The organism is Kitasatospora sp. NPDC017646 (genome assembly GCF_044329365.1).
Lineage (GTDB): Bacteria > Actinomycetota > Actinomycetes > Streptomycetales > Streptomycetaceae > Kitasatospora.
In genome coordinates this window covers 260,834-282,699 of the sequence record NZ_JBIRJC010000009.1, presented here as the reverse complement: position 1 = coordinate 282,699, position 21,866 = coordinate 260,834, and the positions used below count along the sequence as shown (strand labels likewise).

Annotated in this window: 16 protein-coding genes and 1 pseudogene; 12 read left to right on the top strand and 5 right to left on the bottom strand. The window is 71.9% G+C overall.

The features are described from left to right. Positions 1–466: 466 nt before the first annotated feature. Both ACH4J0_RS17465 and ACH4J0_RS17460 read right to left on the bottom strand, forming a co-directional pair. A complete protein-coding gene (locus ACH4J0_RS17465; protein WP_396240936.1) occupies positions 467–868 on the bottom strand; it encodes a hypothetical protein in 402 nt (133 codons plus the stop codon). Between the two features lie 154 nt (positions 869–1,022). Then, positions 1,023–1,145: a hypothetical protein gene (locus ACH4J0_RS17460; RefSeq protein WP_396240934.1), complete on the bottom strand. Its 123-nt coding sequence runs from the start codon at positions 1,143–1,145 to the stop codon at positions 1,023–1,025. Positions 1,146–1,245: 100 nt separating this feature from the next. Here ACH4J0_RS17460 and ACH4J0_RS17455 point away from each other — a divergent pair, with 100 nt between their 5' ends. From ACH4J0_RS17455 to ACH4J0_RS17430, 6 genes are all read left to right on the top strand, one after another. Next, a complete protein-coding gene (locus ACH4J0_RS17455; RefSeq protein WP_396240932.1) occupies positions 1,246–2,217 on the top strand; it encodes a carbohydrate kinase family protein in 972 nt (323 codons plus the stop codon). A gap of 40 nt (positions 2,218–2,257) precedes the next feature. Beyond that, the gene (locus ACH4J0_RS17450; RefSeq protein ID WP_396240930.1) at positions 2,258–4,375 is read left to right on the top strand and encodes a trehalose-6-phosphate synthase; all 2,118 of its coding nucleotides are present in this window, start codon (positions 2,258–2,260) and stop codon (positions 4,373–4,375) included. A gap of 135 nt (positions 4,376–4,510) precedes the next feature. Next, positions 4,511–5,758, top strand: a complete 1,248-nt coding sequence (locus tag ACH4J0_RS17445) for an MFS transporter (protein WP_396240928.1) — start codon at positions 4,511–4,513, stop codon at positions 5,756–5,758. Further along, positions 5,755–6,978 carry an aminotransferase class V-fold PLP-dependent enzyme gene (locus ACH4J0_RS17440; RefSeq protein WP_396240926.1) on the top strand — a complete coding sequence of 408 codons (1,224 nt, stop codon included), beginning with the start codon at positions 5,755–5,757 and terminating at the stop codon, positions 6,976–6,978. Before ACH4J0_RS17445 ends, ACH4J0_RS17440 begins: the two co-directional genes overlap by 4 nt. A 302-nt stretch (positions 6,979–7,280) precedes the next feature. After that, complete coding sequence (locus tag ACH4J0_RS17435; RefSeq protein ID WP_396240924.1) at positions 7,281–9,869, top strand: hypothetical protein; 2,589 nt, start codon at positions 7,281–7,283, stop codon at positions 9,867–9,869. Continuing rightward, entirely contained in the window at positions 9,866–11,326 is a 1,461-nt protein-coding gene (locus ACH4J0_RS17430; protein WP_396240922.1) for a leucyl aminopeptidase, read from the top strand. The genes ACH4J0_RS17435 and ACH4J0_RS17430 overlap by 4 nt, the downstream gene beginning before the upstream one ends. On the opposite strand, the pseudogene ACH4J0_RS17425 reads toward ACH4J0_RS17430, so the two are convergent. Beyond that, positions 11,298–11,435: pseudogene (locus ACH4J0_RS17425) on the bottom strand (family 1 glycosylhydrolase); the annotation flags it as partial. The gene ACH4J0_RS17430 and the pseudogene ACH4J0_RS17425 overlap by 29 nt on opposite strands. Before the next feature lie 386 nt (positions 11,436–11,821). Here ACH4J0_RS17425 and ACH4J0_RS17420 point away from each other — a divergent pair. From ACH4J0_RS17420 to ACH4J0_RS17395, 6 genes are all read left to right on the top strand, one after another. Continuing rightward, on the top strand, positions 11,822–12,661 hold the full coding sequence (locus ACH4J0_RS17420) for a papain-like cysteine protease family protein (protein WP_396240920.1): 840 nt from the start codon (positions 11,822–11,824) through the stop codon (positions 12,659–12,661). 14 nt (positions 12,662–12,675) lie between these two features. Continuing rightward, entirely contained in the window at positions 12,676–13,617 is a 942-nt protein-coding gene (locus ACH4J0_RS17415) for a hypothetical protein (protein WP_396240918.1), read from the top strand. Between the two features lie 282 nt (positions 13,618–13,899). Further along, on the top strand, positions 13,900–16,572 hold the full coding sequence (locus ACH4J0_RS17410; RefSeq protein WP_396240916.1) for a BTAD domain-containing putative transcriptional regulator: 2,673 nt from the start codon (positions 13,900–13,902) through the stop codon (positions 16,570–16,572). A 162-nt stretch (positions 16,573–16,734) separates the two neighbouring features. Beyond that, a complete protein-coding gene (locus tag ACH4J0_RS17405) occupies positions 16,735–18,240 on the top strand; it encodes a UbiD family decarboxylase (protein ID WP_396240914.1) in 1,506 nt (501 codons plus the stop codon). 7 nt (positions 18,241–18,247) lie between these two features. Next, entirely contained in the window at positions 18,248–18,673 is a 426-nt protein-coding gene (locus ACH4J0_RS17400; protein ID WP_396240912.1) for a tautomerase family protein, read from the top strand. A 12-nt stretch (positions 18,674–18,685) separates the two neighbouring features. Then, the gene (locus ACH4J0_RS17395) at positions 18,686–19,348 is read left to right on the top strand and encodes an SDR family NAD(P)-dependent oxidoreductase (protein WP_396240910.1); all 663 of its coding nucleotides are present in this window, start codon (positions 18,686–18,688) and stop codon (positions 19,346–19,348) included. A 151-nt stretch (positions 19,349–19,499) separates the two neighbouring features. Here the strand turns inward: ACH4J0_RS17395 and ACH4J0_RS17390 are convergent, their stop codons facing one another. Further along, entirely contained in the window at positions 19,500–20,000 is a 501-nt protein-coding gene (locus tag ACH4J0_RS17390; RefSeq protein ID WP_396240908.1) for a UbiX family flavin prenyltransferase, read from the bottom strand. A 248-nt stretch (positions 20,001–20,248) separates the two neighbouring features. Next, positions 20,249–20,677, bottom strand: a complete 429-nt coding sequence (locus ACH4J0_RS17385) for a vanadium-dependent haloperoxidase (RefSeq protein ID WP_396240906.1) — start codon at positions 20,675–20,677, stop codon at positions 20,249–20,251. Positions 20,678–21,866: the final 1,189 nt, after the last annotated feature.

Sequence of the window (21,866 nt, the reverse complement as noted above, 5' to 3'; positions counted from 1 at the left end):
CAACATATCTGGCGTTGACTTTTGGCACGCTGTTGAGTTCTCAAGGAACGGACGCTTCCTTCGGACCGCCTTCCAGCGGGCCCTCCGGGCGCTTCATTCTTTCGTGTTTCCAGCTTATCAGATGTTTTCCGCTCCGTTTTCCGGAGTTTCATTCACCCGACTCGCCGGTGTCTTCTGCGGCTTGACGCCCCGTCCGACGTTCCAGACTCTAGCCGACCCCCGCTCCGAAAAGCGAATCCAGCCGCAATCCCGATAACCAGGCACACCGAATAAGCACCGGGCCGCACCGCGAGATCGCGAAAACGACCGGCGCGAACCGGAAGTGGTGTTTCAGAGATTGGCCGCCCCGGGACCGTCCGCGCACAACTGCGTGTCCGGTGCTCCCTGCCGAGCGACTGGGAGACAGTACCCCTCCCCGGCGCCTGGAACAAATCGCCAGCGCAGCCACTTCGAGTCGGCGTTCGGGTCACTCCGGAAACACGGGCGGTCCGTCCTCAGCCAGGTACGGGCGAACCGACGGCTCCACTCCGACGGCCTCCCACAGCGCGTGCGCCGCAGCGAACCTCACGTCTCCCGGGCCGGTGTCCGCCGCGCGTTCCACGATTTCGGTGATGACCACCAGAACCTGCGGGCGGTCCGGACCGGCAAGCCGCTCCCAGGCGTACCGCACCCCGGAGACCGCCTCTGCGCGAAGGTCGTCGTCGTAGCCGCACGCCCAGGCCTCGGGCCCGTACAGCGGGCGACGCCAGCCGAACGGATCGGGTCCGACCTCCACCCCGGTGTGGTCCGCCGGCGTCACCTGTACCCGCACGCGCGCGAAGCGCGCCCACCGACTGGTCTGGCGCAGCAGCTGAAAGGCGCCTTCCACGACCGCGAGTCTCTCACCGCCCCACCAGCCGGGCCACCACCTCGGAGCTCAGTGGCGGCACCGACTTCTCGGTGACCTGGCACCACAGCTGAAACCCCGGGCGCGTGACGCCGTCGACCCCCTGGTGGTCGACGGCGTTTCGTCGGCGGGCGCATCAGGCCTTGCCCGTCGGCCGCCGGCCCTGTTCCAGGAGAACGTCGGTGCCGATGACACCGCCGAGTTCACGGACCGCCCTCGCGGCACCGGACGGCGCCTTCCGGAACTCGTCGTACTTCACCCCACCACCCTCATCCGGCGGTCGAAGTGCTCGGGCCGGATGCCGGGCCCTCGCCCGGAACAACGCGCCGAGACCCGCCGGCGGACCGTATGCTCACCGCATGGAGACCAATCCAGCGGTGCGGTCGTGCGAAGTGCTCGTCTCCGGCGCGTACTTCGCGGATCTGGTGTTCCACGGCCTGGCGCGGCCCGTGCGCCCGGGCAGGGAGGTCTTCGCCGACGGCTTCGGCCTGGTGCCGGGCGGCGCGTACACCCTGGCGATGGCGCTGCACCGGCTGGGGCGGCTGGTCCTGTGGAGCGCGGACTTCGGCACCGACCTGTTCAGCGCCCACGTGCTGGCCTGCGCGAGACAGGAAGGGCTGGCCGAGACCGCCTTCCGCCACCACCCCTTCCCGGTCCGTAGCCTGACCGTCGCCCTCGCCTCCGCCGACGACCGCGCGATGGTCAGCTTCCAGGACCCGGTCGACGCCCAGCCACTCGCGCCCCTGCTCGGCCGCCTGCGCCCGCGGGTGCTGATGCTGCCCCAACTCCGTTGGGACGACGTCACGACGGCAGACCTTCGCGCGGCCCGGCAGCTCGGCACGCTGGTGGTCATGGACTGCCACGACACTCGCGCGACGCTCGATGAACCCGCCGTGCGCGAGGCCCTCGCGCTGGTCGACGTCTTCACGCCGAACGACGCGGAGGCCCTGCGCCTGACCGGCGCCCGAGACCTGGACGGCGCGATCGCCGTGCTCGCCGGCCTGGTGCCCACCCTCGTCGTCACGCGCGGCGCGCGGGGCGCGGTCGCGGTCGGGGACGGCGGACGGTACGAGGCCGCGCCGGTCTCCCTGGCGGCCGGCATCGACCCGACGGCGGCGGGCGACTGCTTCAACGCCGGTCTGGTGCACGGGCTGCTCAACGGCTGGCGCCTGCCCCAGTGCCTCGCCGCGGCGACGATCTGCGGAGCCGCGGCGACCACCGGCCCCGGCTCCAGCGCAGCCCTGACCGCCGCGGACCTCGCCGGCCACCTCGCCCACGCCCTCAATCAGCCCCTCGACCGGCCGTACCGGTCAACTACCAGCGTGCGGTGAACACTTCACCACCCCACGTGATCGTGTTAGCGTCCCTCGGATGTCGAGGATTCTGGTCACCGATCTGGACGGCACACTGCTCGGCGGCACCCAGGACGACCGGATCGGATTACGGGACGCCCTGGCCCGTCACCCCGAGGTCACGACGGTCTTCGCCACCGGCCGGGGCCTGGCCTCGATCCGTGAGGTCCTCAGCGATCCGCTCGTCCCACGGCCGCGGTGGATCATCGCCGACGTCGGCGCCACCGTCATCGACGGCACCGACTTCACCCCCGTCGACCCGGTGCAGGAACACCTGCGGGCCGGCTGGCCGGGCTCCGACCGGGTACGCGCCGCACTGCGCCACTTCCCCGGGCTCGCCTACCAGCACGACGTCGTCCAGCACGGCCGCTGCTCCTACCACCTGGCCCCGGGCGCGCTCACCGAGGAGCTCACCGCGGCCGTCGACGCCCTCGGCTGCACCTGGGTGCACTCCGCGGACCGCTACTTCGACGTCCTGCCGCCGAGCGCTTCCAAGGGCAACGCCGTCCGGGCCCTGGCCGCGAAGCTGGGCTGGCGGCTCGAGCACATCCTGGTCGCCGGCGACTCCCTCAACGACCTGTCGCTGTTCCGCGTGGGCGCCCACGCGGTGGTCGTCGCCGGGGCGGAACCCGCCCTGCTCACCGCCCTCGCCGAGGACCCCCTCGTCCACCGCGCCGACCGGGCGGGCGCGGGCGGCATCCACACGGCGCTCCGGAAGCTCGGCTGGCTCTCCCCCGACCCCGGTGCGCAGCATTCCGCCGGCCCGCACTCCCTCGTCGTCGCCTACCACCGCCCCCCACTCCACTGGAACGGCGACAGCTGGCAGCCACCCCTCAGCCCCAACGGCATCCTGCCCACCCTGAGCAGCGCCTTCGCCGACGGCCTGCCGGGCGTTTGGGTCAGCACCCTGACCGGCCGCGACCGGCTCGCCCCCCTCCCGCACCCCACCACCCTGCCGCTGTCCCCCGTACCGCTGGACGCCGCCACCTGGGACGGTTACTTCCACCGCGCCTGCAAGGAGACGCTGTGGCCGGTGCTGATGTCCGAACCGGACCGGGCCGTCCACGACGAACGGACGTGGGCTGACTACCGTACGGTCAACGCGCGCTTCGCCGAACACATCAGCGCCCAGGCCGCGGCCGGCGCCACCGTCTGGCTCCACGACTACAACCTCTGGCTCGTTCCCGGCCTGCTGCGCCGCCTCCGCCCCGATCTCAGGACCGGGCTCTTCCACCACACCCCCTTCCCGGCCCCCGAGGTCTTCGCGACCCTGCCCGTCGCCGACGAACTCCGCCGCTCGCTGGGCTGCCTCGACTGGGCGGGCTTCCACACCGAGGAGTTCGCCGAGCACTTCCGCCGGACCCTCTCCGGCCGGCCCAACCCGCCGCACACCGCCGTCCACCCGCTCGGGATCGACCGGCCGGCCATCGAGGAACTCGCCCGCCTACGCGCGGCCCACCGCCGCGCACCCCACCTCCCCCAGAGCGGCAGCCGCCTGGTGCTGTCGGTCGAACGCCTCGACTACGCCAAGGCCCCGGTCCAGAAGGTCGACGCCTTCGACCACCTGCTCACCCTGCGGCCCGACCTGCGCCGCCGACTCACCTTCCGGCTCGTCTGCCCGCCCCCCGAACCCGGCATCACCGCCTACGACACCACTCGCCACCACCTCGAACAGCGCATCGCCGACGTCAACGCGAACTGGCGCCACGGGACTTGGCAGCCGATCGACTACCTTCCCCACAGCCTGGCCGCCGCCGAGGTCGTCGACCAGTACCTGGCGGCCGACGTCCTCTGGGTGACCTCCCTCCAGGACGGAATGAACCTCACCGCCAAGGAGTTCACGGCCGCCCAGGCCGCCGTACCCCACCGCCGCACCGGCCCCGGCGCCCTGGTGCTCTCCCGCCACACCGGCGCCGCCGCCGAACTCGGCCCGGCCGCCCTCCTCACCGACCCCCGCTCCCGCGAGGACCTCAGCACCGTCCTCGCCCGCGCCCTCGACCTCGGCCCCACCGAACGCCGCGCCCGCCTTGACCGGCTCTCCCAGCTCATCGGCCACGAACGCCCCGTCGACTGGGCTGCCCGCATCGTCGACGGCATCCGCACCTGCACCCCCCGCCCCACGGCGCCGACGGCCTGACCTCCGCCCTGCGCACTCCCGGCGCCGGCGGGCGATCGGCGGAGCCACCGACGTTCTCATCGAACTGCCTCTTGTCCGTGGGGGGTTGGTGAGGGAATCATGACAGCCCTCACACAACCGGGGAGTTGAGACCTCATGGGCGCCGTGATGGCCGGCACCGAAGTGGCACGGCAGGCAGCCTCGGCGAGCCGCCGCCAGCTGGCCGTCCTCCTGACCGCCAAGACGATCTCGGACGTCGGCTACGCGCTCGACTTCATCTGCCTGTCCGTCTTCGTCTGGGAACGCGGCCGATCCGCCTTGGACACCGGGCTGGTCAGCGTGGCGCTGTACGCCGGTGCGATCGCGGGCGGGCGGCTCGGACACCGCTACGGGGACCGCTGGGACCGTCGCCGGATGATGATCGGCGCCGACCTCGTCCGGGCGGTCGTGCTGGCGCTGCTGGCGCTCCTGCCGACGGGCGTGCAGAACTGGTGGCTGTACCCGGCGGTGATGGTGGTCGGCACCGGGCGCTCGGTGTTCGAGGCCACGCTGTCCGCCGCCACACCCGTGCTGGCCGGCCCGCTCACCCCCTCGGTGAACAGTGCGCTGGCCGGGCTCAAGGGCGTGGCCTTCATGGTCGGCATGGGCCTCGCCACCGTCCTCGTCCCACTGGCCGGGTACCGCTGGGTGTTCGGTCTGGACGCGGCCAGCTACGCACTCTCCGCGACGGTGCTGCTCGCGCTGCGCCTGCGGATGCGGATGCGGGAGCCGGACGACCGGGCCGCCGAGGCCCGGGACCGCTCCGGTGCCTGGCCGTTGCTGGTGGCCGCCGGCCTGGCCGGCCTGGTCGTGCTGCGCGGGCTGGACGCGTTCGGCAGCTCCTCCCAGCATGTCGGACTGCCGCTGCTGGGCACCGAACTGCGACCGACCGAGCCCGCCGTGGTCTCCGGTGCGGTGTGGGGCAGTTGGGCGGCCGGGTTGCTGCTGGCGAGCTTCGTGCTGCGGCCGCTGGCCAAGCGCATCGTCGAACGCGCACCGGCCCCGGTGTACTGCGTGGCCACGATGGTGATGTCGCTGGGCTTCATCGGCGTGTTCTGGCTCGACGGCTGGTGGCCGCGGCTGTTGGCGGCCGCCGGGGCCGGTCTGGGCGACGCGCTGAGCGAGATCACCTACAAGCAGTCCCTCCAGCAACTGCCCGACGCGCGACGGGGAAAGGCCTTCGGGCTGTCCCAGATCGCGGTCAACGCGGGCTTCATGTCCGGCCTGCTCGTCACCAGCCTGGTGCTGCAACCGGCCTGGGTGGCGCAGTGGGTGCTGCTGCTGCACGGCGTACCGCTGCTGGTGGCCGGCTGGATGGCGGTCGACGCGGCCCGCACCGCCCGCGCGGTCGAGCCCGCCTCATGAGCGGGTCGGGCCGGCCCGACCGGGCCGGGACGCCTCCACGAACCGGCGCCGCCGCCGGTGAGGTCGAGCAGATCGGTGAGGGCGGTGAGGTCGGTCAGGCTGGTGAGGCCGGTGAGGTCTACCTCGACTACGCCGGGCTCGGCCGGCTCCGCCCCGCCGCCGTCGCGGCGATGCGCACGGCCCTGGACGAGGTTCTTCCGTACGGCAGCGCCAAGGTCGGCCGCCTGTTCGGCGCTCGGAACGCCGCCCGGCAGTCCGTCGCCCGGCTGCTGGGCTGCACGCCCGAGGAGGTCGCCTTCGTCCCGAACACCTCGGCCGGCATCCATCTGGTGGCCGACGGACTGGACTGGCGCCCGGGCGACCAGGTCGTGCTGTTCGACCGGGACTTCCCGGCCAACGTCCGGCCGTGGCTGCGACTGCGCCGTCACGGGGTCGAGCCGGTCTGGGTGCCGATGCGTGACGGCGGCCACCGGATCGAGGACGTGGCGGCGGCCATCGGGCCGGCCACTCGGCTCGTGGCGGTGAGCCACGTCAACTTCGCCACCGGCTTCCGCTGCGACCTCGACCGGATCTGCGCACTGGCCGCCGAGGTGGGGGCGCTGGTCTGCGTGGACGCCGTGCAGGGCTTCGGCGCGCTGCCGCTCTCGGTGGCGGAGACCCCGGTGGACTTCCTGGCCGCGGGAGCGCACAAGTGGCTGTGCGGGCCGCCGGGCACCGGTGTGTTCTACTGCCGGGCCGACCGCCTGGAACTGCTGCGCACCACGCCTACCGGCTGGTTCGGTTTCCAGGGCGCCGCAGAGGTGTCCAAGGGACCGGGGCACCTGCGCTACGACCTGCCCGAACGGGCCTCGGCCGCCCGGGTCGAGGGCGGGATGTACGACCTGGTCGGCATGGCCGGGCTCGCCGCCGCGCTGGCCGAGCTGGAGGAGACCGGCATCAGCACGGTCGCCGAGCGGGTGCGCACCCTGGCCGACCGACTGCGCACCGGTGTGGCCGAACTCGGGTACGACCTGGCGCTCCCTCCGGACGGCACCGGGCACTCCGGCATCGTGAGTTTCGCCGGCCGCCGGACGGAGGGGGCCCAGATCGTCCGGCGACTGGCCTCGGCCGGCATACACGTTTCCGTCCCGGACGGCTGGGTCCGCGTCTCTCCGCATTTCTGGACGACCGATGAAGAAGTGGCGGAGATTCTCTCCGAGCTTGCCGCGCAGAAGCCTTGACGGCGCCGTTCCGGTACGCGAAGAATATCGCTCAACCGCTTCGCCGGACCGAATATTCGGGCCGGCCCGTGAAAAGAGAGGGGTTGCGAAATGGCTTACGAAACCTGGGAGTCCCTGGAGGACGAGGTCGAGATCAGCACTGGTGCGGCTGACTGCTGGACCTGCCTGATCGACGACGCCGGCGTCTGATCCCGGCACTCCACAAACACCCCGCGATGGAATTCCGGGCACGCTCGGATTCCATCGCGGGGCATGTTGCCGATCGCCGGCGCCCGACCCCTGGATAGTAGAGGAATTACCGCGTGAACCGGTGGGAATTCAGTCACGGAATCGTCGGGGTCAACGCGCCGAGTTGGCTCACCTACGAGGTGCACCGCCCGTACTTCGACGGCGCAGGATCACCGGCCACGGCCATTCAGGCACGGTCCCCGGTCCTCGCTGCCCGGCGTTTCGAGAACCCTTCCCCGGGCGCGCTGCGATTCGGCATGACGATGCCCGCGAGCTACCGCCGGCTGCTGGTGCAGGAGTCCCGGCTGACCGCCTACCGGGCGGCCGTCCCGACCGACCTGCCCGACGAGCTGGCCTCCCCGGCCTGGCGGCGGATGACCGAGGCCTACCGGCGGCACGCCGAACTGGACCAGGTGGACCGGTCCGGACTGGCGCACTGGCTGGCCGCGGCCTGCCTGCCCACCGCGGTGCTCCAGGTCGTCCCGGAGGACCTCGACCCGGCGGCCTGCCAGGACCAGGTGACGGCAAGCGTGCAGGCCGCCCGGGCGGTCGCCCTGTTCGCTTCCGAGGGTCTCTCCGAGCGGGCCACCGCCGCCTACCGGGTGCTGGCCGACCACCCCGCGCCCACGGTCGCCCACGTCCAGGCGGTGGCCGGCTGGGGCTACCTGCTCGCACGGCACGCCGGGGACGACTCCGCCGCGCCGCTCTTCCTCGGCCGCGCCCGGGAGTTGCTCAAGGAGATCGCGGGCGAGCTCACCCGCTTCACCCACACCGTCCTGACCGCTCGGCTCGCGATCCGCGAGGTGATGTACGCCGAGCGGCAGCAGGACTTCGCCGGTGCCCGGGCCCTGCTGGCCGACGTCCGGGCGAGCATCGCCGAGCTGACCGCCCCCGATCAGGACGACGAACTGGTCCTGCTGGAGACCCGCCGGCGACTGCTCGACCGCCACCTGGAGATCGCGGTCCGGATGGGCGACACCGAGACCGAACGCACCGCGATCGTGGAGGGCCTCGCCCTGGATCCCTCGGACGTGAAGATCCGGATGCAGGCCGCGCAGGCCCACGAACGCGCGGGCGAGCACGAGCAGGCGCTGGCCGGCTACCTGCACGCCGCCCGGCTCGGCCCGTTCGGTACCGGCTTCGCGCTGCTGCGGGCCGCCGACTGCGCCCGGGAACTCGGGCACACCGAGTTCGCCCGGGTACTGAACGAACGGGCCTTCCGCGCCGCACCGCGCGCCGGCGCCACCCGCGACGCGCTGCTGGACGCCTGCCGACGGGACGGCGACCGACCACTGGCCGATCTGACCGAGCGCGCCGCCACCCGGGACCGGGAGCGGCCGTACGCCAACAACTGGCACTACCGGATGTACGCCTCGTACTTCAACCTGGGCGAGTCCGAATCACCCGGCCTGTACGCCCGACTGCCCATCCTGGCCTACGAGTTCGCCGAGCGCGGCGCCGAGCGCAGCGCCGAGCGCGGCGCCGAGAACGGCACGGAGGACGGCACCGGGAACGGCACCGAGCGGGCCGAGGTCAACTGGCAGCGCCTCATGCCGCCGGCCTTCCGCGGCAACCTGATCCGCGAGTCCGGGCTGACCGAGTTCGCGGTCGACCACCCGGCCGATCTGCCCCAGCACCTGCGCACCCCGCGCTGGGACCGGCTGTGCGAGTGGCTGGACGACTTCGACGCCTGCGGACCGGAGCGGCAGCAGCAGATCGCCATGGTGCTGTACCGGCTCGGATTCGCCAAGCTGGTCCTGGAGTTGATTCCGGCCGTGCCGGTCGAGCGGCTCCGGACCCCGGCCGAGCTCCGGTTGCACCACTGGCGCGACCTGGTGCGGTACGTCGCCTCGGTCGGCACCACGGTGGCCACTCCCGAGACCTCCTTCGCCATCGCGGAACACCCGGCCTGCCCGACGCACCTGCGATTCGTCGTCGCGGTGGTGGCGGTGGTGTTCCACGCCCGCGAGACGCGTTCGCTGGAGGAGGCGACGCGCTGGCGGGAGATCGGTGCCCGTGCGCTGGACGAGCTGCTGGCGGACCCGGGCCGCTCCGCCTTCGAGAAGATGATGGCGGAGAGCCGGTTCTACCGCAGCGTCAGCTTCGTGCCGTTCCTGGCGAGGGACCGCGAGTGGCTGGCCCGCGACATGGACCGCGCCGAGGAGCTGGCCCGGGCGCTGCCCGCCGAGGGGCCCTACCAGGAGTTCCTCAAGCGCGAGAACCTGCGGGCCTGCATGGAGAGCCGCTCCAAGGAGTGCTACGCGTTCGGCGAGGACGAACGGGGCGACCGACTGGTCGCGGAGGCGCTGGCCCTGGACCCGTACGAGCCCAAGACCCACATCGAGGTGGCAGAGAGCCTGCTGCGGCGCGACCGCCCCCGGGAGGCCGCCGACAGCTACCTGCGGACCGCCCGGCTCGGCCCGGTCTCCACCGCGCTCGGCTACGCGTCGGCGGCCGAGTGCTTCCGGCGGGCCGGCCAGCCGGTCCTCGCCGAGGACTGCTACCTCCAGGCGCTGCGACTGGACCCGTACGCGATCTCCGCGGCCCGCGGCTGGGCTGCCGTCGGCGCGGCCAACGGCATGGACGAGCCGGCCCGCACCTACCTGGCCGACCTGGAAGCCTGGGGAGCGGCCCGGCTCGCCGCCCGGCGGGAGCGACCGTGAGCGTCACCTGGGTGCTACGCCCGGAGACGGGCGCTGCGGCGGGAGCCAAGCCGGAGGCCGGAGCTGTGGCCGGGGCCGAGGCCGAGGCCGTCGTGCGGCCGGTGTGGGTCGGCGAGCTGCCCGCTGACCTGCCCGTCGCCTACCTGGCCGGCACCGGATTCAGCGGCGCGGTGGGCCAGGTCCTCCAGCTGCCCGGCACTCCCGTGACCGTACTGCTGGGCGTCGGGCCGCGGGACCGGCTGGACCGGGACGCGATCCGGGCCGCCGCGGCCGGGCTGGCCCGAGCCGTCTGCGCCTACCGGCGGCTGGCCGTCCACCCGCCGAGCCCGGACCTCCGGCCGCTGGTCGAGGGCTACCTGCTCGGCGGATACCGGTTCACCCGCTACCGCAGCAGTGCGGCCGCGCCGGTCGACCAGCTCATCGAGGTGCTCACCCCGGAGACCCCGGCCGCCAGGCGCGGCCTGTTCGAGGGCCGCCGCCTGGCCGAAGCCGTCCTGCTGGCACGGGACCTGGTCAACGAACCGGGCGAGGCCCTCACCCCGCCCGCGTTCGCCGAACACGCGGTCAAGGTCGCCGCGGAAACCGGGCTGGAGTGCGAGGTCTGGGACGGCCGGCGGATCGCCGACGAGCGGCTGGGCGGACTGCTCGGCGTCAGCCGGGGCTCCCTGGTGCCGCCCCGGCTGGTCAAGCTGGGCTACCGGCCGGAGCGCTGGACCGAGCGGATCGCCCTGGTCGGCAAGGGCGTCACCTTCGACGCCGGCGGCCTGTCCCTGAAGTCCAACGCGCACCTGGCCGGAATGAAGGCCGACATGGCCGGAGCCGCCGCCGTCCTCGGGGCGATGTCCGTCCTGGACGCGCTGGACTGCCCCGTCGCGGTCGACGCCTGGCTGCCCCTCACCGAGAACATGCCCAACGCCGATCCGATCCGGGTCGGCGACGTCCTGGTCATGCGCAACGGCACCACCGTCGAGATCTGCCACGCGGACGCCGAGGGACGCCTGATCATGGCCGACGCACTGACCCTGGCGGGCGAGACCAGGCCCCAGGCCGTCATCGACATCGCCACCCTCACCGACGCCGCCGCGATCGCCCTGGGCCGCCGGGTCGCCGCACTGATGGGCACCGACGACACCCTGATCGAACGCCTCCGCGCCGCCGGCACCCGAGCCGGCGAGCCGCTCTGGCCACTCCCCCTCCCCGACGCGTACCGCCCCCAACTCCGCTCCCGGATCGCCGACCTGGTCAACTACACCCTCGGCACCCGCCACGGCACCGCCCTGCTCGCCGGACACTTCCTCCGCGCCTTCGTCCCACCCGACATCCCCTGGGCCCACCTCGACATCCAGGGCACCGCCCTCTCCGACACCGACGACGCCGAATGGCCCGCCGGCGCCACCGGCTTCGGCGTCCGCACCCTCGCCGAACTCCTCACCACCCACCCCCACTCGCCCACCTGACCGGTGGTCGGGGCGCGTCGCCGTACCAGGCGTACGAGGCCTTCGGGGTGCGCTTCTGCGTCGCGAAGTCGACGTGGACGAGGCCGAAGCGCTGGTGGTAGCCCTCGGCCCGTCGAACAGCCTGTCATTTTATCCAGACCCGGATGATGTCCCGCAGACCCTGTCCCACAGTGGCTCGGCCGGCGCTGTATAAGCCCTTCTTCGGGCCCCCGAATTTTCCCTTCTGAAACCGTCATCATAAGTAACATTGCACTCACGCTGTGAAATTTCACAGCGTGAAATGTTACGACAGGAGATAACAATGGGATAACTGCGGACTAGACCACTGAGGCTGCAGATCGACAAATAGCCTTCAGTCGCTGCTTGTTGCTGCTCGACGCTCCCCATCCACGGGGTGGCCGCAAAGTGGCCCGGACTTCTCCGTTCCGGTTTTGACGTGGCTCTGCCAGACTCCCCGGCATTCGGTTTCACCTAACGGGGAGTGAGATCTGACGCATGAGCAGACACCGCAGGAAATCGCGTCGGGCGGCCGTGACGGCAATCGCCGCCGTACTGGCCGCCGCGGCCGCGCTGGGCATCGGTGCCGTGGCCCAGGCAGGGTTGGTCAAGGGAACCGTCATCGGTGGACAGGGGAACTACAGCACCGTCAACGAACGTGTGCTCGCCTCACTTTCGGCCCGGGTCTCCGGCCAGGCCGCACCGGGCGACCGCATCCCGATGATCTGCCGCACCACGGGGGACACCGTCGAGAACGACAACCGCTGGATCTGGTCCGGGGCCTACTACATCGCCGACGCCTTCATCAGCGAGGACACCGGGAACCTGCCGCTCTGCAGCTCCACCCGGCCCACCAGCTGGACAGCGCTCGACATCACCATGCAGAAGCAGGTCCAGGACGAGTGGTGCTGGGACGCCTCCGGCCTGACGGTCGCCACCTACTGGGGTTACAACCAGTACAACCAGTACGACTTCTGTCGCCTCGCCCAACAGGGCCGCTGGCTGGACTGCAACGACCGGCCCGCCACGCTCGACGACATGGCCAACGGCCTGTCCGCCATGGGCTTCCGCAACAGCGGCTACGACCTGAACCGCAACGCCTCGTTCAACGAGGTCACCAACGAGATAGCCAACGGGCGGCCGTTCGCGGTGCGCATCGGCTGGACCTCGGGTGGCGGGCACATGAACGTCATCTACGGCTACGACAGCACCAGCAACATGATCGCCGTGGGCGATCCGTGGCCCAGCACGCAGACGTACACCTGGTGGAACTTCAACACCTATGTCAGCAACGGCTCGTTCCAGTGGACCCACTCGCGGGTCGGTATCCACGCGTGAGGAGACAACCAACCATGAGGACACTGAAGGCGGTTGCCCTCACCGCTGCCGCACTCGTGAGCGTCGGCGCCGCCGCCACGACAGCCCGGGCCGACAGCGGGGGCGATGTCCCCGACTACGGCGCCGCTCAGCAGGTGCTGCGCTCCGGGCAGACCCACGACACCGTCTCCCGATTCCTCGGCGCCGCGAGGACGGCGACCGCCCCCGGCGCCGGGACGGGCGCCGACGGCGGTAGTGCGGGCGGTCGGTCGAACACCCCGAACGTGGTCGCCGCGTCACCGTCGTTCCAATTCAGGGACCCGGTTCCGATGTACGAGCTGTCGGTGGACTTCGTGGCGGGCAAGGCCCAGCCGACACCGCAGTACGCGCTCAGGCTGTCCTACCTCGCCTCGCGGGTGAGCGCGGCCGACGGTCACCAGGCCACCGTACTGCTCGCTCCGCCGGACAAGGCCGGCAGCTGGCGGCTGGCGGGCATCCAGGACGGTGACAACGAGCTCAAGCTCGCCGAACGCACCACCTCCGACGCCCGCACCTTCACCGAGCCGCAGATCCACGCCTGGTACCGGCTCACCGCGAGCGGCGACGTCGAGTCGCTCAACAGCGAGGCCACCACAGGCCTCGGCGGCAGACAGAGCCTCCCGCTGGCCGCCTACCAGAAGCTGGTGACGGGCCGGTACGCGGACAAGCTCCCCGGATCCGGCTACGACCGGAACGGGCTCGCCGGGGGATTCGGGCTCTTCGACGACACGGGGACAGCAGCCGGGTCACCACCCGGAACGCCGTCCCCGGTCCTGCCCGAAGCACGATCAGGGACGCAGGGTCCGACGACCTCGTCGACCTCCGCCGATCAGTCGTCCCCGACGTCATGGCGGCTGCCGGCGGTCGGCGCCGCCGTGCTGGCCGGTGCCGCAGGACTCTACCTGCGCCTGCGCCGTCGCGGCGCACCGACGGACTGACACCCGAACGACGGACACACGGGGCACCGGGCGACGGACAACACGCCCCTGGGCGCCCGGTGCCTCGTGCAGACCGGCAGGAGGCGGTGCCGGCCGGCAGCTCCGGCCCCGCCCCCGCACACTCCTCGATCTGATGGCGGTAGACGGCCGTGACGAGATCCGCCCGGGTCGGAAAGTGTCGGTAGATACGACGACCGCTCCCGCCTGGAACCGACACATGATCACACGCCGCTTCCGGAGAACGAGTTACTGTGGTGCGGGATGGTCGGGGGAGGGCCTGAGATGCGATTGGGCGTACTGGGGCCGCTTGAGGTCGAGACGGGTGGCGGAGATCGCCTCGTCGTTGCCGCGCCCAAGCAGCGTACCCTCCTGGCCTGCCTGGCGCTGCGCGCCAACCTCACCGTCTCGACCAGCGCCCTGATGGAGGCAGTCTGGCCGGACCGCAAGCCGGTGAACGCCAAGCCGGCGGTCCTCAACTACGTGGCCCGGCTACGCCGGAACCTGCTGGAGGTCGCCGACCGTCTGCAGACCACGGCCGGCGGCTACCGCCTGGAGATCCGCGACGACGCCGAGCTCGATCACCTGCACGCCGCAAGGCTGGAGACCCTGGCCCGGAAGGCGGTCTGCGGCGGGGACTGGCGGTCCGGCGAGCGGCACGCGGACGCGGCCCTCGCCCTGTGGCGCGGTGAGCCCCTGGAGGACGTGCCGTGTGAACGGCTCCAGGCCGACTGGGTGGCCTCGTTCGACACACTCCAGTTACGCCTGGAGGAGGTCCGGCTGGACGCGCTGCTGAGCGGTACCCACTTCGACCGGGCGTTGCCGCGGCTGATGGATCTCGCGGTCGCGCACCCGCTGCTGGAGCCGATGTACGAACGCGCCATGGTGGCCCTGTACGGCACTGGGCGCCGCGCCGAGGCGCTCAGCTGTTACGGCAGGGCCCGACGGACGCTGCGGGACGGAATCGGCGCCGACCCCTCGCGGTGCCTGCAGGAACTGCACGCACTGGTACTCCGGGACGCCCCGCCGGCCGAGCTGGTGGCGGCATGGCACCGGGCGCGCGCCCTCGCCCACTCCGGTGGCCGATCCGTGGTTCGGGCAGAGGCCGCGACGCGGACCGGACGGGCGCCGTCCCGGCCGCGGGTGGCGACGACGGCCACGGGCCGGGTTACGACGGGGACCGGAGAAGCGAGCGTCGCACCTTCGCCGGACGACCTGACGGATGCGGTGCAGGGCGACACGCCGGGCGGACAGTTCGTCGGATTCCCGCTGTCGCAGCTGCCGCGCCCGCCGCGGCTGGTCGTCGGTCGTGAGCGGGAGCTGCGGGAGCTCACCCGGCTGCTGGCCGCACCCGCACCGCCGTCGGAACCGGCAGCCGCCCCGCAGGTTTTCCGTGGCGGGGAGGGCCGGACCGTGGCCAACGCGCTGGACGTCGGTGCCGGCGTGCGCGTCGCCACCGTGGTCGGGCCTGCCGGCGTCGGTAAGACGACCCTTGCCCTGTCCTGGGCACACAGCATCGCCGAGCAGTTTCCCGACGGGCAGATGTATCTGGACCTGAACGGCTTCACCGCCGAGGGCAGACCCGTTGCGACCGACGGCGCCGTCCGCGCGTTGCTCGACTTCCTGGGCGTCCCCGCGACCCGTCTTCCCGCCACGCCCGAGGGCCGGGTGGCGCTCTACCGGGGACTGATCGCGAACAAGCGGCTGCTGGTGGTCTTCGACAACGTGCGCGACGCGACCCAGGTCCGGCCGCTGCTGCCGTCCGGCGAGGACTGCCGCGCGCTGGTGACCAGCCGCAGGTCGCTGGGCAGCCTGGTGGCACTGGAAGGCGCCGAGACGCTGGGGCTGGCCCCGCTCGGCGCGGACGCCGCGCACGAACTGCTCGTGCGCAGGCTCGGGACTCGGAGAACGTCCGGACAGGGGCAGGCGATCGAGGTCATCGCGGAGCGCTGCGCGTACCTGCCGTTGGCATTGTCCGTCGTGGCGGCGCGCGTCGCCGTGTCCGCAGCGCCGCTGTCCACGCTCGCCGACCAGTTGGACCGCGGCGTGCTCAACGCGCTGAGCGCCGGGGACGACGCGAGCAACGTGCGCAGCGTGCTGTCCTGGTCGTACGTCGGGCTCACGGGGCCGGCCGCGCGCGTCTTCCGGTTCCTCGGCCTGCATCCGGGCACGGAGCTGACGGCGGCCGCGGCGGCGGCGCTCGCGGACGTCCCGCTGGCCGAAGCGGCACCGCTGGTGGACGAGTTGGCGGCGATGAGTCTGCTGACCGAGAGCGCCCCCGGCCGGTACACGATGCACAGCCTGCTCCGGGCGTTCGCCGTCGAGCTGGTGGACGCCGAGACCGACGCGCGCGAACAGCAGGCCGCGGGCCACCGGCTCTACGACTACTACCTGCGCTGGGCCCTGGTGGCCGACCGCAGTTGCAGCGCCCGGCCGACGGACGTCGAGTCCGACCACGTCCCGCTCCCGGCGGGCCTCACGCCGACGGGTTTCGCCGACCGTGACACCGCCCTGGCCTGGCTGGCCGACGAGCAGCAGGTACTCTCCACCCTGATCGCCCAGGCGGCAGCGCGTGGCCTGAACTCCTACGCGTGGCGCCTGGCCGCCGCGCAGTCCTGCGGACTGGCGCTGCGCGGTGGCCAGTCCGAGGAGCTGCGGCAGGCGCGGGCCGCGTTGGCCGCCGCCAAGCCCTTGGGCGATCTGACCGCGCAGGGCTACTGTTACCTGCTGATCGGCCGCACCCTGACCTCGGTCGGTGAGTATCAGACCGCCCGTTTCCAACTAGGTCGTGCCCTCCGGATGTTCCGCGCCGCAGGGGCCGCGGCGCACCTCGGCGAGGTCCACCGCGTCCTGGGCCAGTGCGCCGACCGCCAAGGTGATCACCGGGAGATCGCCCGTCAGGCCCGGGAACCCCTCACGGCCGCCGGACACTCGGGCAGGCAGGACGACATCTGCTGAGCCTCGACCACCACGGCTGGGCGCTGTCGGCGCCCAGTACGAACCGGCCGTGGCCGACAGCGCGAACGGCGCGAACGGGCAGCGGTCTCCGACGATGTCCCGGCGTTAGCGCCGCGATATCGGGCGTGTCTAGCGTCAGAGGCACGAACGAGGAGGACTGTCGTGAATCACCTCAAAAGCCTTCGCGCCTTCATCGACGCCCTGGACGCGATCGGCGAACTCCAGCCGATCGACAAGGAGGTCGACTGGCGTCTCGAACTCGGCGCGGTGGCGCGTCGCACCTACGAATTGCGGGCCCCGGCCCCGCTCTTCAACACCATCACCGCCATCGAGAAGGGCTTCCGCGTGCTGTCGGCGCCCGGCGGGCTGTCTGCCCAGCCCGGCCTCACCTACAGCCGCATCGCGCTGGCCCTCGGCCTCCCGGCGGACGCCAAGGGTGCTGAGATCGTCACCGCACTGGCCGACGCGCGGCAGCGCGAGCCGGTCCCGCCGGTGGTGGTGGAGCGGGCCGCCGCGCCCTGCAAACAGAACGTCATGACGGGCGACGCGATCGACCTGCTGAAGTTCCCCACCCCGCTGATCCACGACGGCGACGGCGGCCGCTACATCCAGTCCTTTGGGATGAACATCGCGAAGACGCCGGACGGGTCGTGGACGAACTGGTCGATCAACCGCATGATGCTGGTCGACCGTAACCGCCTGGCCTGCCTGATCCCGCCGCCCCAGCACCTGGGGATGATCCGCGCGCAGTGGACGGAGCAGGGCGAGGACATGCCGGTCGCGGTCGCGCTCGGCGTCGAGCCCGGTCTGCCCTACGTCGGCGGCATGCCGCTGCCGGAGGGCGACGACGAGTCGCACTTCCTCGGCGCCTACTTCGGCGAGCCGCTGGAGCTGGTGCCGGCCGAGACCGTGGACCTGCTGGTGCCCGCCACCGCCGAGATCGTCATCGAGGGCTACGTCTCCCGCACCGACCTGGTCGAGGAGGGCCCGATGGGCGAGTACCCGGGCTACCTGGACCGCGACAGCCACTCGCCCAAGCCCGTGCTGCACGTCACCGCCGTGACCTACCGCGACGAGGCGATCCTGCCCGTCGCCGTCGCCGGCGCGCCGGTCGAGGAGGACCACACCGGTTGGGGCCTGCCGCACGCGGCCGAGATGACGCACGTGCTGCGCGAGGCGGGGGTGCCGGTGTCGGCCTGCTGGGGCGTGCTGGAGTCGGCGGCGCACTGGTGGGTCGTCGCGCTCAAGCCGTCCTGGCACGAGGACTCGGGCCTGGACTCCAAGGACATGGCCCAGCGGGTCGGTGAGGTGGTGTTCGGTGCGGGCAAGCTCGCCTTCGGCGTGCCCAAGCTGCTACTGGTCGAGCACGACTTCGACATCGCCGATGCCGGTCAGATCATCTGGGCGTTCGCCAGCCGCTCGCACCCGGAGCACGGCGAGGCACACTTCCCCGCCCAGCCGCAGAACATCATTCCGGTCTATCTCGACGAGCACGAGCGGCTGAGTTACCACGCCACCAAAGTCGTCTACAACTGCCTGCTCGCCGACCGTTTCCCGGCCGACCGGCGACCGGTGGCCTCGGACTTCGCCCACAACTGGTCCCCGGAGCTCCAGCAGCACGTGCTGGACAACTGGGAGGCCTACGGGTTCAACAGCACGAAGGAGTGAGGCAGCCGTGCCGGTCTACCAGGTCAGCGCCCCGGGCAACAGCCTGAGCCCGGAGGACAAGCACCGAATCGCCGAGGCGATCACCGGGATCCACGTCGAAGTCACCGCGGCACCGGCCGAGTTCGTCAACACCTACTTCGACTCCGTCGCCCCCGGCGACCACTTCGTGGCCGGGGAGCCGGCGACGGACGGCGTCATGGTCATCGGTCACATCCGGGAGGGCCGTTCCGATGCGGACAAGCAGCGGCTGCTCGTCCGCATCGCGGAGTCGGTGGCCGAAGTGACGGGCCGTCCGGTGGCGCGGGTGGCCGTCATCGTCCGTGACGTGCCATCGCGCTACATCTTCGAAGGCGGCCGGATCATGCCGGAACCCGGCCAGGAGGCAGCCTGGCTCGCCGCCGCCCCCGCCCGCGTGCCCGTCCCCGAGAGTTGAAGGAGAGCGTTCATGACCGACAAGGGCAGTGCCCTGATCATCGGTGTCGGCCCCGGCCTCGGCGTGACCGTGGCCCGCGCCTTCGCCGAGGCCGGCCACCCGGTCGCGCTGATCGGCCGGACCGACCCCAAGCTGAAGGAGTTGGCCGCACGGCTCCACCAGGAGGGCCACACCGCGCACGCCTACCGGGCCGACGCGGCGGACCCGGCGCAACTGGGTTCCGCGCTGGACGCCGCCGTCACCGACCTGGGCGGCCCCGAGGTGCTCGTCTACAACGCCGCCTACGCCCGCCCCGACACCCCCACCGCGGTCGGCCCGGAGGGCTGGGCGGCCAGTCTCGCGGTCAACGTCATCGGCGCGACGGTCGCGGCCGGTCACGTGATCCCGGCCTTCCGCGGCGGGCGCGGGACCGTCCTGTTCACCGGCGGCGGCTTCGCACTCGCGCCGTCCCCCGACTACACCACCCTCTCGGTCGGCAAGGCGGCGCTGCGCGCCTACGCACACGCCCTGCACGAGGAGCAGCGCGACGCGGGCGTGCACGTCACCACGGTCACCGTGCGCGGCTTCATCCGCCCGGGCGACGAGCGGTTCGACCCGGCGACCATCGCCAAGGTCTACGTGGAGCTGCACCAGCGGCCCCGGGACCAGTGGCAGCCGGAGTACGTCTACGCGTGAGGCGGGCGTGGTGGCCGGGGACGGAAGCCGTCCCGGCCACCACACCGTGCTCGGTGCGTCGTGGCTGTCGGCCGTGCACCGTAGTGGTCGGCCCTGCACGGGGCCGCCGTCGGGTGGTGCGAGCGTGCGCCCGGAGGTCCGCGCGGGAGGCTCATCCACCCCAGCGCGGCAGGTCCGGCACGTCGATCCCGAGCAGGTCCAGCGCCCGGCCGGCCGTGTGCTGGACGATCTCGTCGACGCTGCTGGGCCTCAGGTAGAACGCCGGCACCGGCGGCATGACGATCCCACCGGATTCGGTGACCGCAGCCATCGCGCGTAGGTGACCGAGCGTCAGCGGGGTCTCCCGCACCATCAGCACGAGACGGCGGCGCTCCTTGAGCGTCACATCCGCCGCCCGGGTCAGCAGGTTGTCGCCGTTGGACTGCGCGATCGCCGACAGCGTGCGGATGGAGCACGGCGCGACGATCATCCCGGCAGTGCGGAACGAGCCGGAGGCGATGGCCCCGCCGACATCGGCGGCCCGGTACACGACGTCCGCCATGGCGGCCAGATCCGCCGCCGACAGGTCTGTCTCGTACGCACGGGTCTGCTGCCCGGCAGGCGTGACGACGAGGTGCGTCTCGACGCCGGCCTTGCGTGCCAGCTCCAGCACCCGCAGCCCGTACACGATCCCGGTCGCACCACTGATACCCACGACCAGCCGACGTCTGTCCATCCATCCTCCTCCGGTGCGAAGAGGACGTTAGGCCGCCGCACCAACGTCCCTCTATCGCCGCACTATCGCGACGGGGCCTCGCGGTCCGGCCCGCCCAACGGGGGGCTCGGGGTCGGCGGCCGGCTGCACCCGACGTGTCGGGTGCAGCCGGTTCCGGTCTCTGCGCCCTGGCGCCGCGTGGGCGGTCAGAGGCGGTGCGCCACGAACTCGGCTACCTGTGTGCCGAGTTGCTGACCGAACTGGTTGTCGATGGAGGTGTGCTGGCCGGACCAGATCCGGCTGAGCCAGGCTTCGGTGGCGGCGTCCTGGAAGCCCGCGAAGGTTCGGGTGACGCCCTTCGAGGTCACCGTGAGCTGGTGCTGCGCACCGTAGAACCCGGCGAGCGTCGTTGCCGCCGCCTGGCTGAGAGCGCCGTGAGCGCCGGGGTAGGACGGGTCCGGGGCGGTCGGCAGCAGGGGGGTCCAGTCGGGATCGCCGACGATGCCCGGGTTGTAGTGCGTGTCGCCGAGCCGGATCGCGGTCACGGGCCGCCACACGTGGTAGGCGTACTTGGCGTCGTACATCGCGATCGCGGTGTCGGCGAGGGACAGGTCGAGCCGGGCGAAGACCTTCACCGCCTTCTCCAGGCTCGCGTTCTCGGAGGTGACCAGGCCCTGCGCGGCCTGGTTCCAGACGTTCCAGACGGGTGCTGCCGCCCAGAACTTCGCGGCCGCGGTCTGATCGGGAGTGCGGGTGGTATTGGTCTTGCTCCCCCAGGCCCTTGACCTCGTTCAAGGCGGCGGCGTACTCGGGGGAGCCCACGGCCGGCGGCGCTGCCGGGCGGAACTGGCTACCGCTCGTCAGCACGAACGGCTTGACCGAGCCCCAGTGGGTGAACACCGGCGCGGGGAAGTCGGGTGGCGTGGGCCGGTAGTCGCCGGGCAGGCTGCCGGGAGTGAACCGCGGCGGCTCGCTCGAGGACCCGTCATCGGAGCGCAGACTGATCAGTTGGCGCGCGACCGCCGCTCCCACGCCTGCGCCCGCCTGCTTGTCGGGGCCGTCGGCGATCGCGGACAACTGGCTGCTCAGCTGCCGGTCCACGTCTGCCCGCTTGGTGGGGTACAGGGCGACCAACACATCGTGCGCCGCCTGGTCCGCTGCGACGTCCGCACGGGCGCCCTGAGGTGCCGGCACCGAGAACACGTACGGGGGATCCGCCCGGGTGATCGACACCACCGCGTCGTACTCCGCGGCCTGGAGCAGTGCGAAGCTGCGCGTGGGGTGGACGGTGGGCGGTTGGGCTTTCGGATCGCTCAGGATGCCGATGAGCTCGCGGTTCCATGCCACGACCGACGCCCCGGTTGCGTTGGCGGCGGTGCTCGTGGTCGGTGGCAGAGCGTCGATGGCGGTGGAACCGAAGGCCGGGCTGGTGAGTCCGGCTGCCAGCACGGTCCCGGTCAGGACGACGAGTGTCTTCTGCTTTCCGCGCATTTCGGTCGCTCCTTCTCGCTCGTGGCGGGCCGTGGCAACAGGTGGCCGTAACACTTGGACCACTCGGGTGCATCACTTGGGCCGCTGCGGACCAGGGAGTACAGGTACACAGGTGTGGGTGTGTGCTCCCTACTGATCAGCCCCCGCGGTGGAGGCGGGCGTGGGTCGGTCATTCGCTTGTGGTGTTCGCCGGCAACCACCCGCGAGCTGCACCGGTTACGACGGCGCAGTCGCTGTTCGTGACGGCGAAAGGTCGCACGCTGTACGCGGAGCATGCCGGGTCGCCGCTTCACTTCGTCCTCGCCCGCACCGCCGGTCATGCGCATGACGTTT

Coding starts and splice junctions, on each gene's coding strand:
- ACH4J0_RS17455 (WP_396240932.1), top strand. CDS start 1,246: ATGGAGACCAATCCAGCGGTGCGGTCGTGCGAAGTGCTCGTCTCCGGC.
- ACH4J0_RS17450 (WP_396240930.1), top strand. CDS start 2,258: ATGTCGAGGATTCTGGTCACCGATCTGGACGGCACACTGCTCGGCGGC.
- ACH4J0_RS17445 (WP_396240928.1), top strand. CDS start 4,511: ATGGGCGCCGTGATGGCCGGCACCGAAGTGGCACGGCAGGCAGCCTCG.
- ACH4J0_RS17440 (WP_396240926.1), top strand. CDS start 5,755: ATGAGCGGGTCGGGCCGGCCCGACCGGGCCGGGACGCCTCCACGAACC.
- ACH4J0_RS17420 (WP_396240920.1), top strand. CDS start 11,822: ATGAGCAGACACCGCAGGAAATCGCGTCGGGCGGCCGTGACGGCAATC.
- ACH4J0_RS17415 (WP_396240918.1), top strand. CDS start 12,676: ATGAGGACACTGAAGGCGGTTGCCCTCACCGCTGCCGCACTCGTGAGC.
- ACH4J0_RS17410 (WP_396240916.1), top strand. CDS start 13,900: ATGCGATTGGGCGTACTGGGGCCGCTTGAGGTCGAGACGGGTGGCGGA.
- ACH4J0_RS17395 (WP_396240910.1), top strand. CDS start 18,686: ATGACCGACAAGGGCAGTGCCCTGATCATCGGTGTCGGCCCCGGCCTC.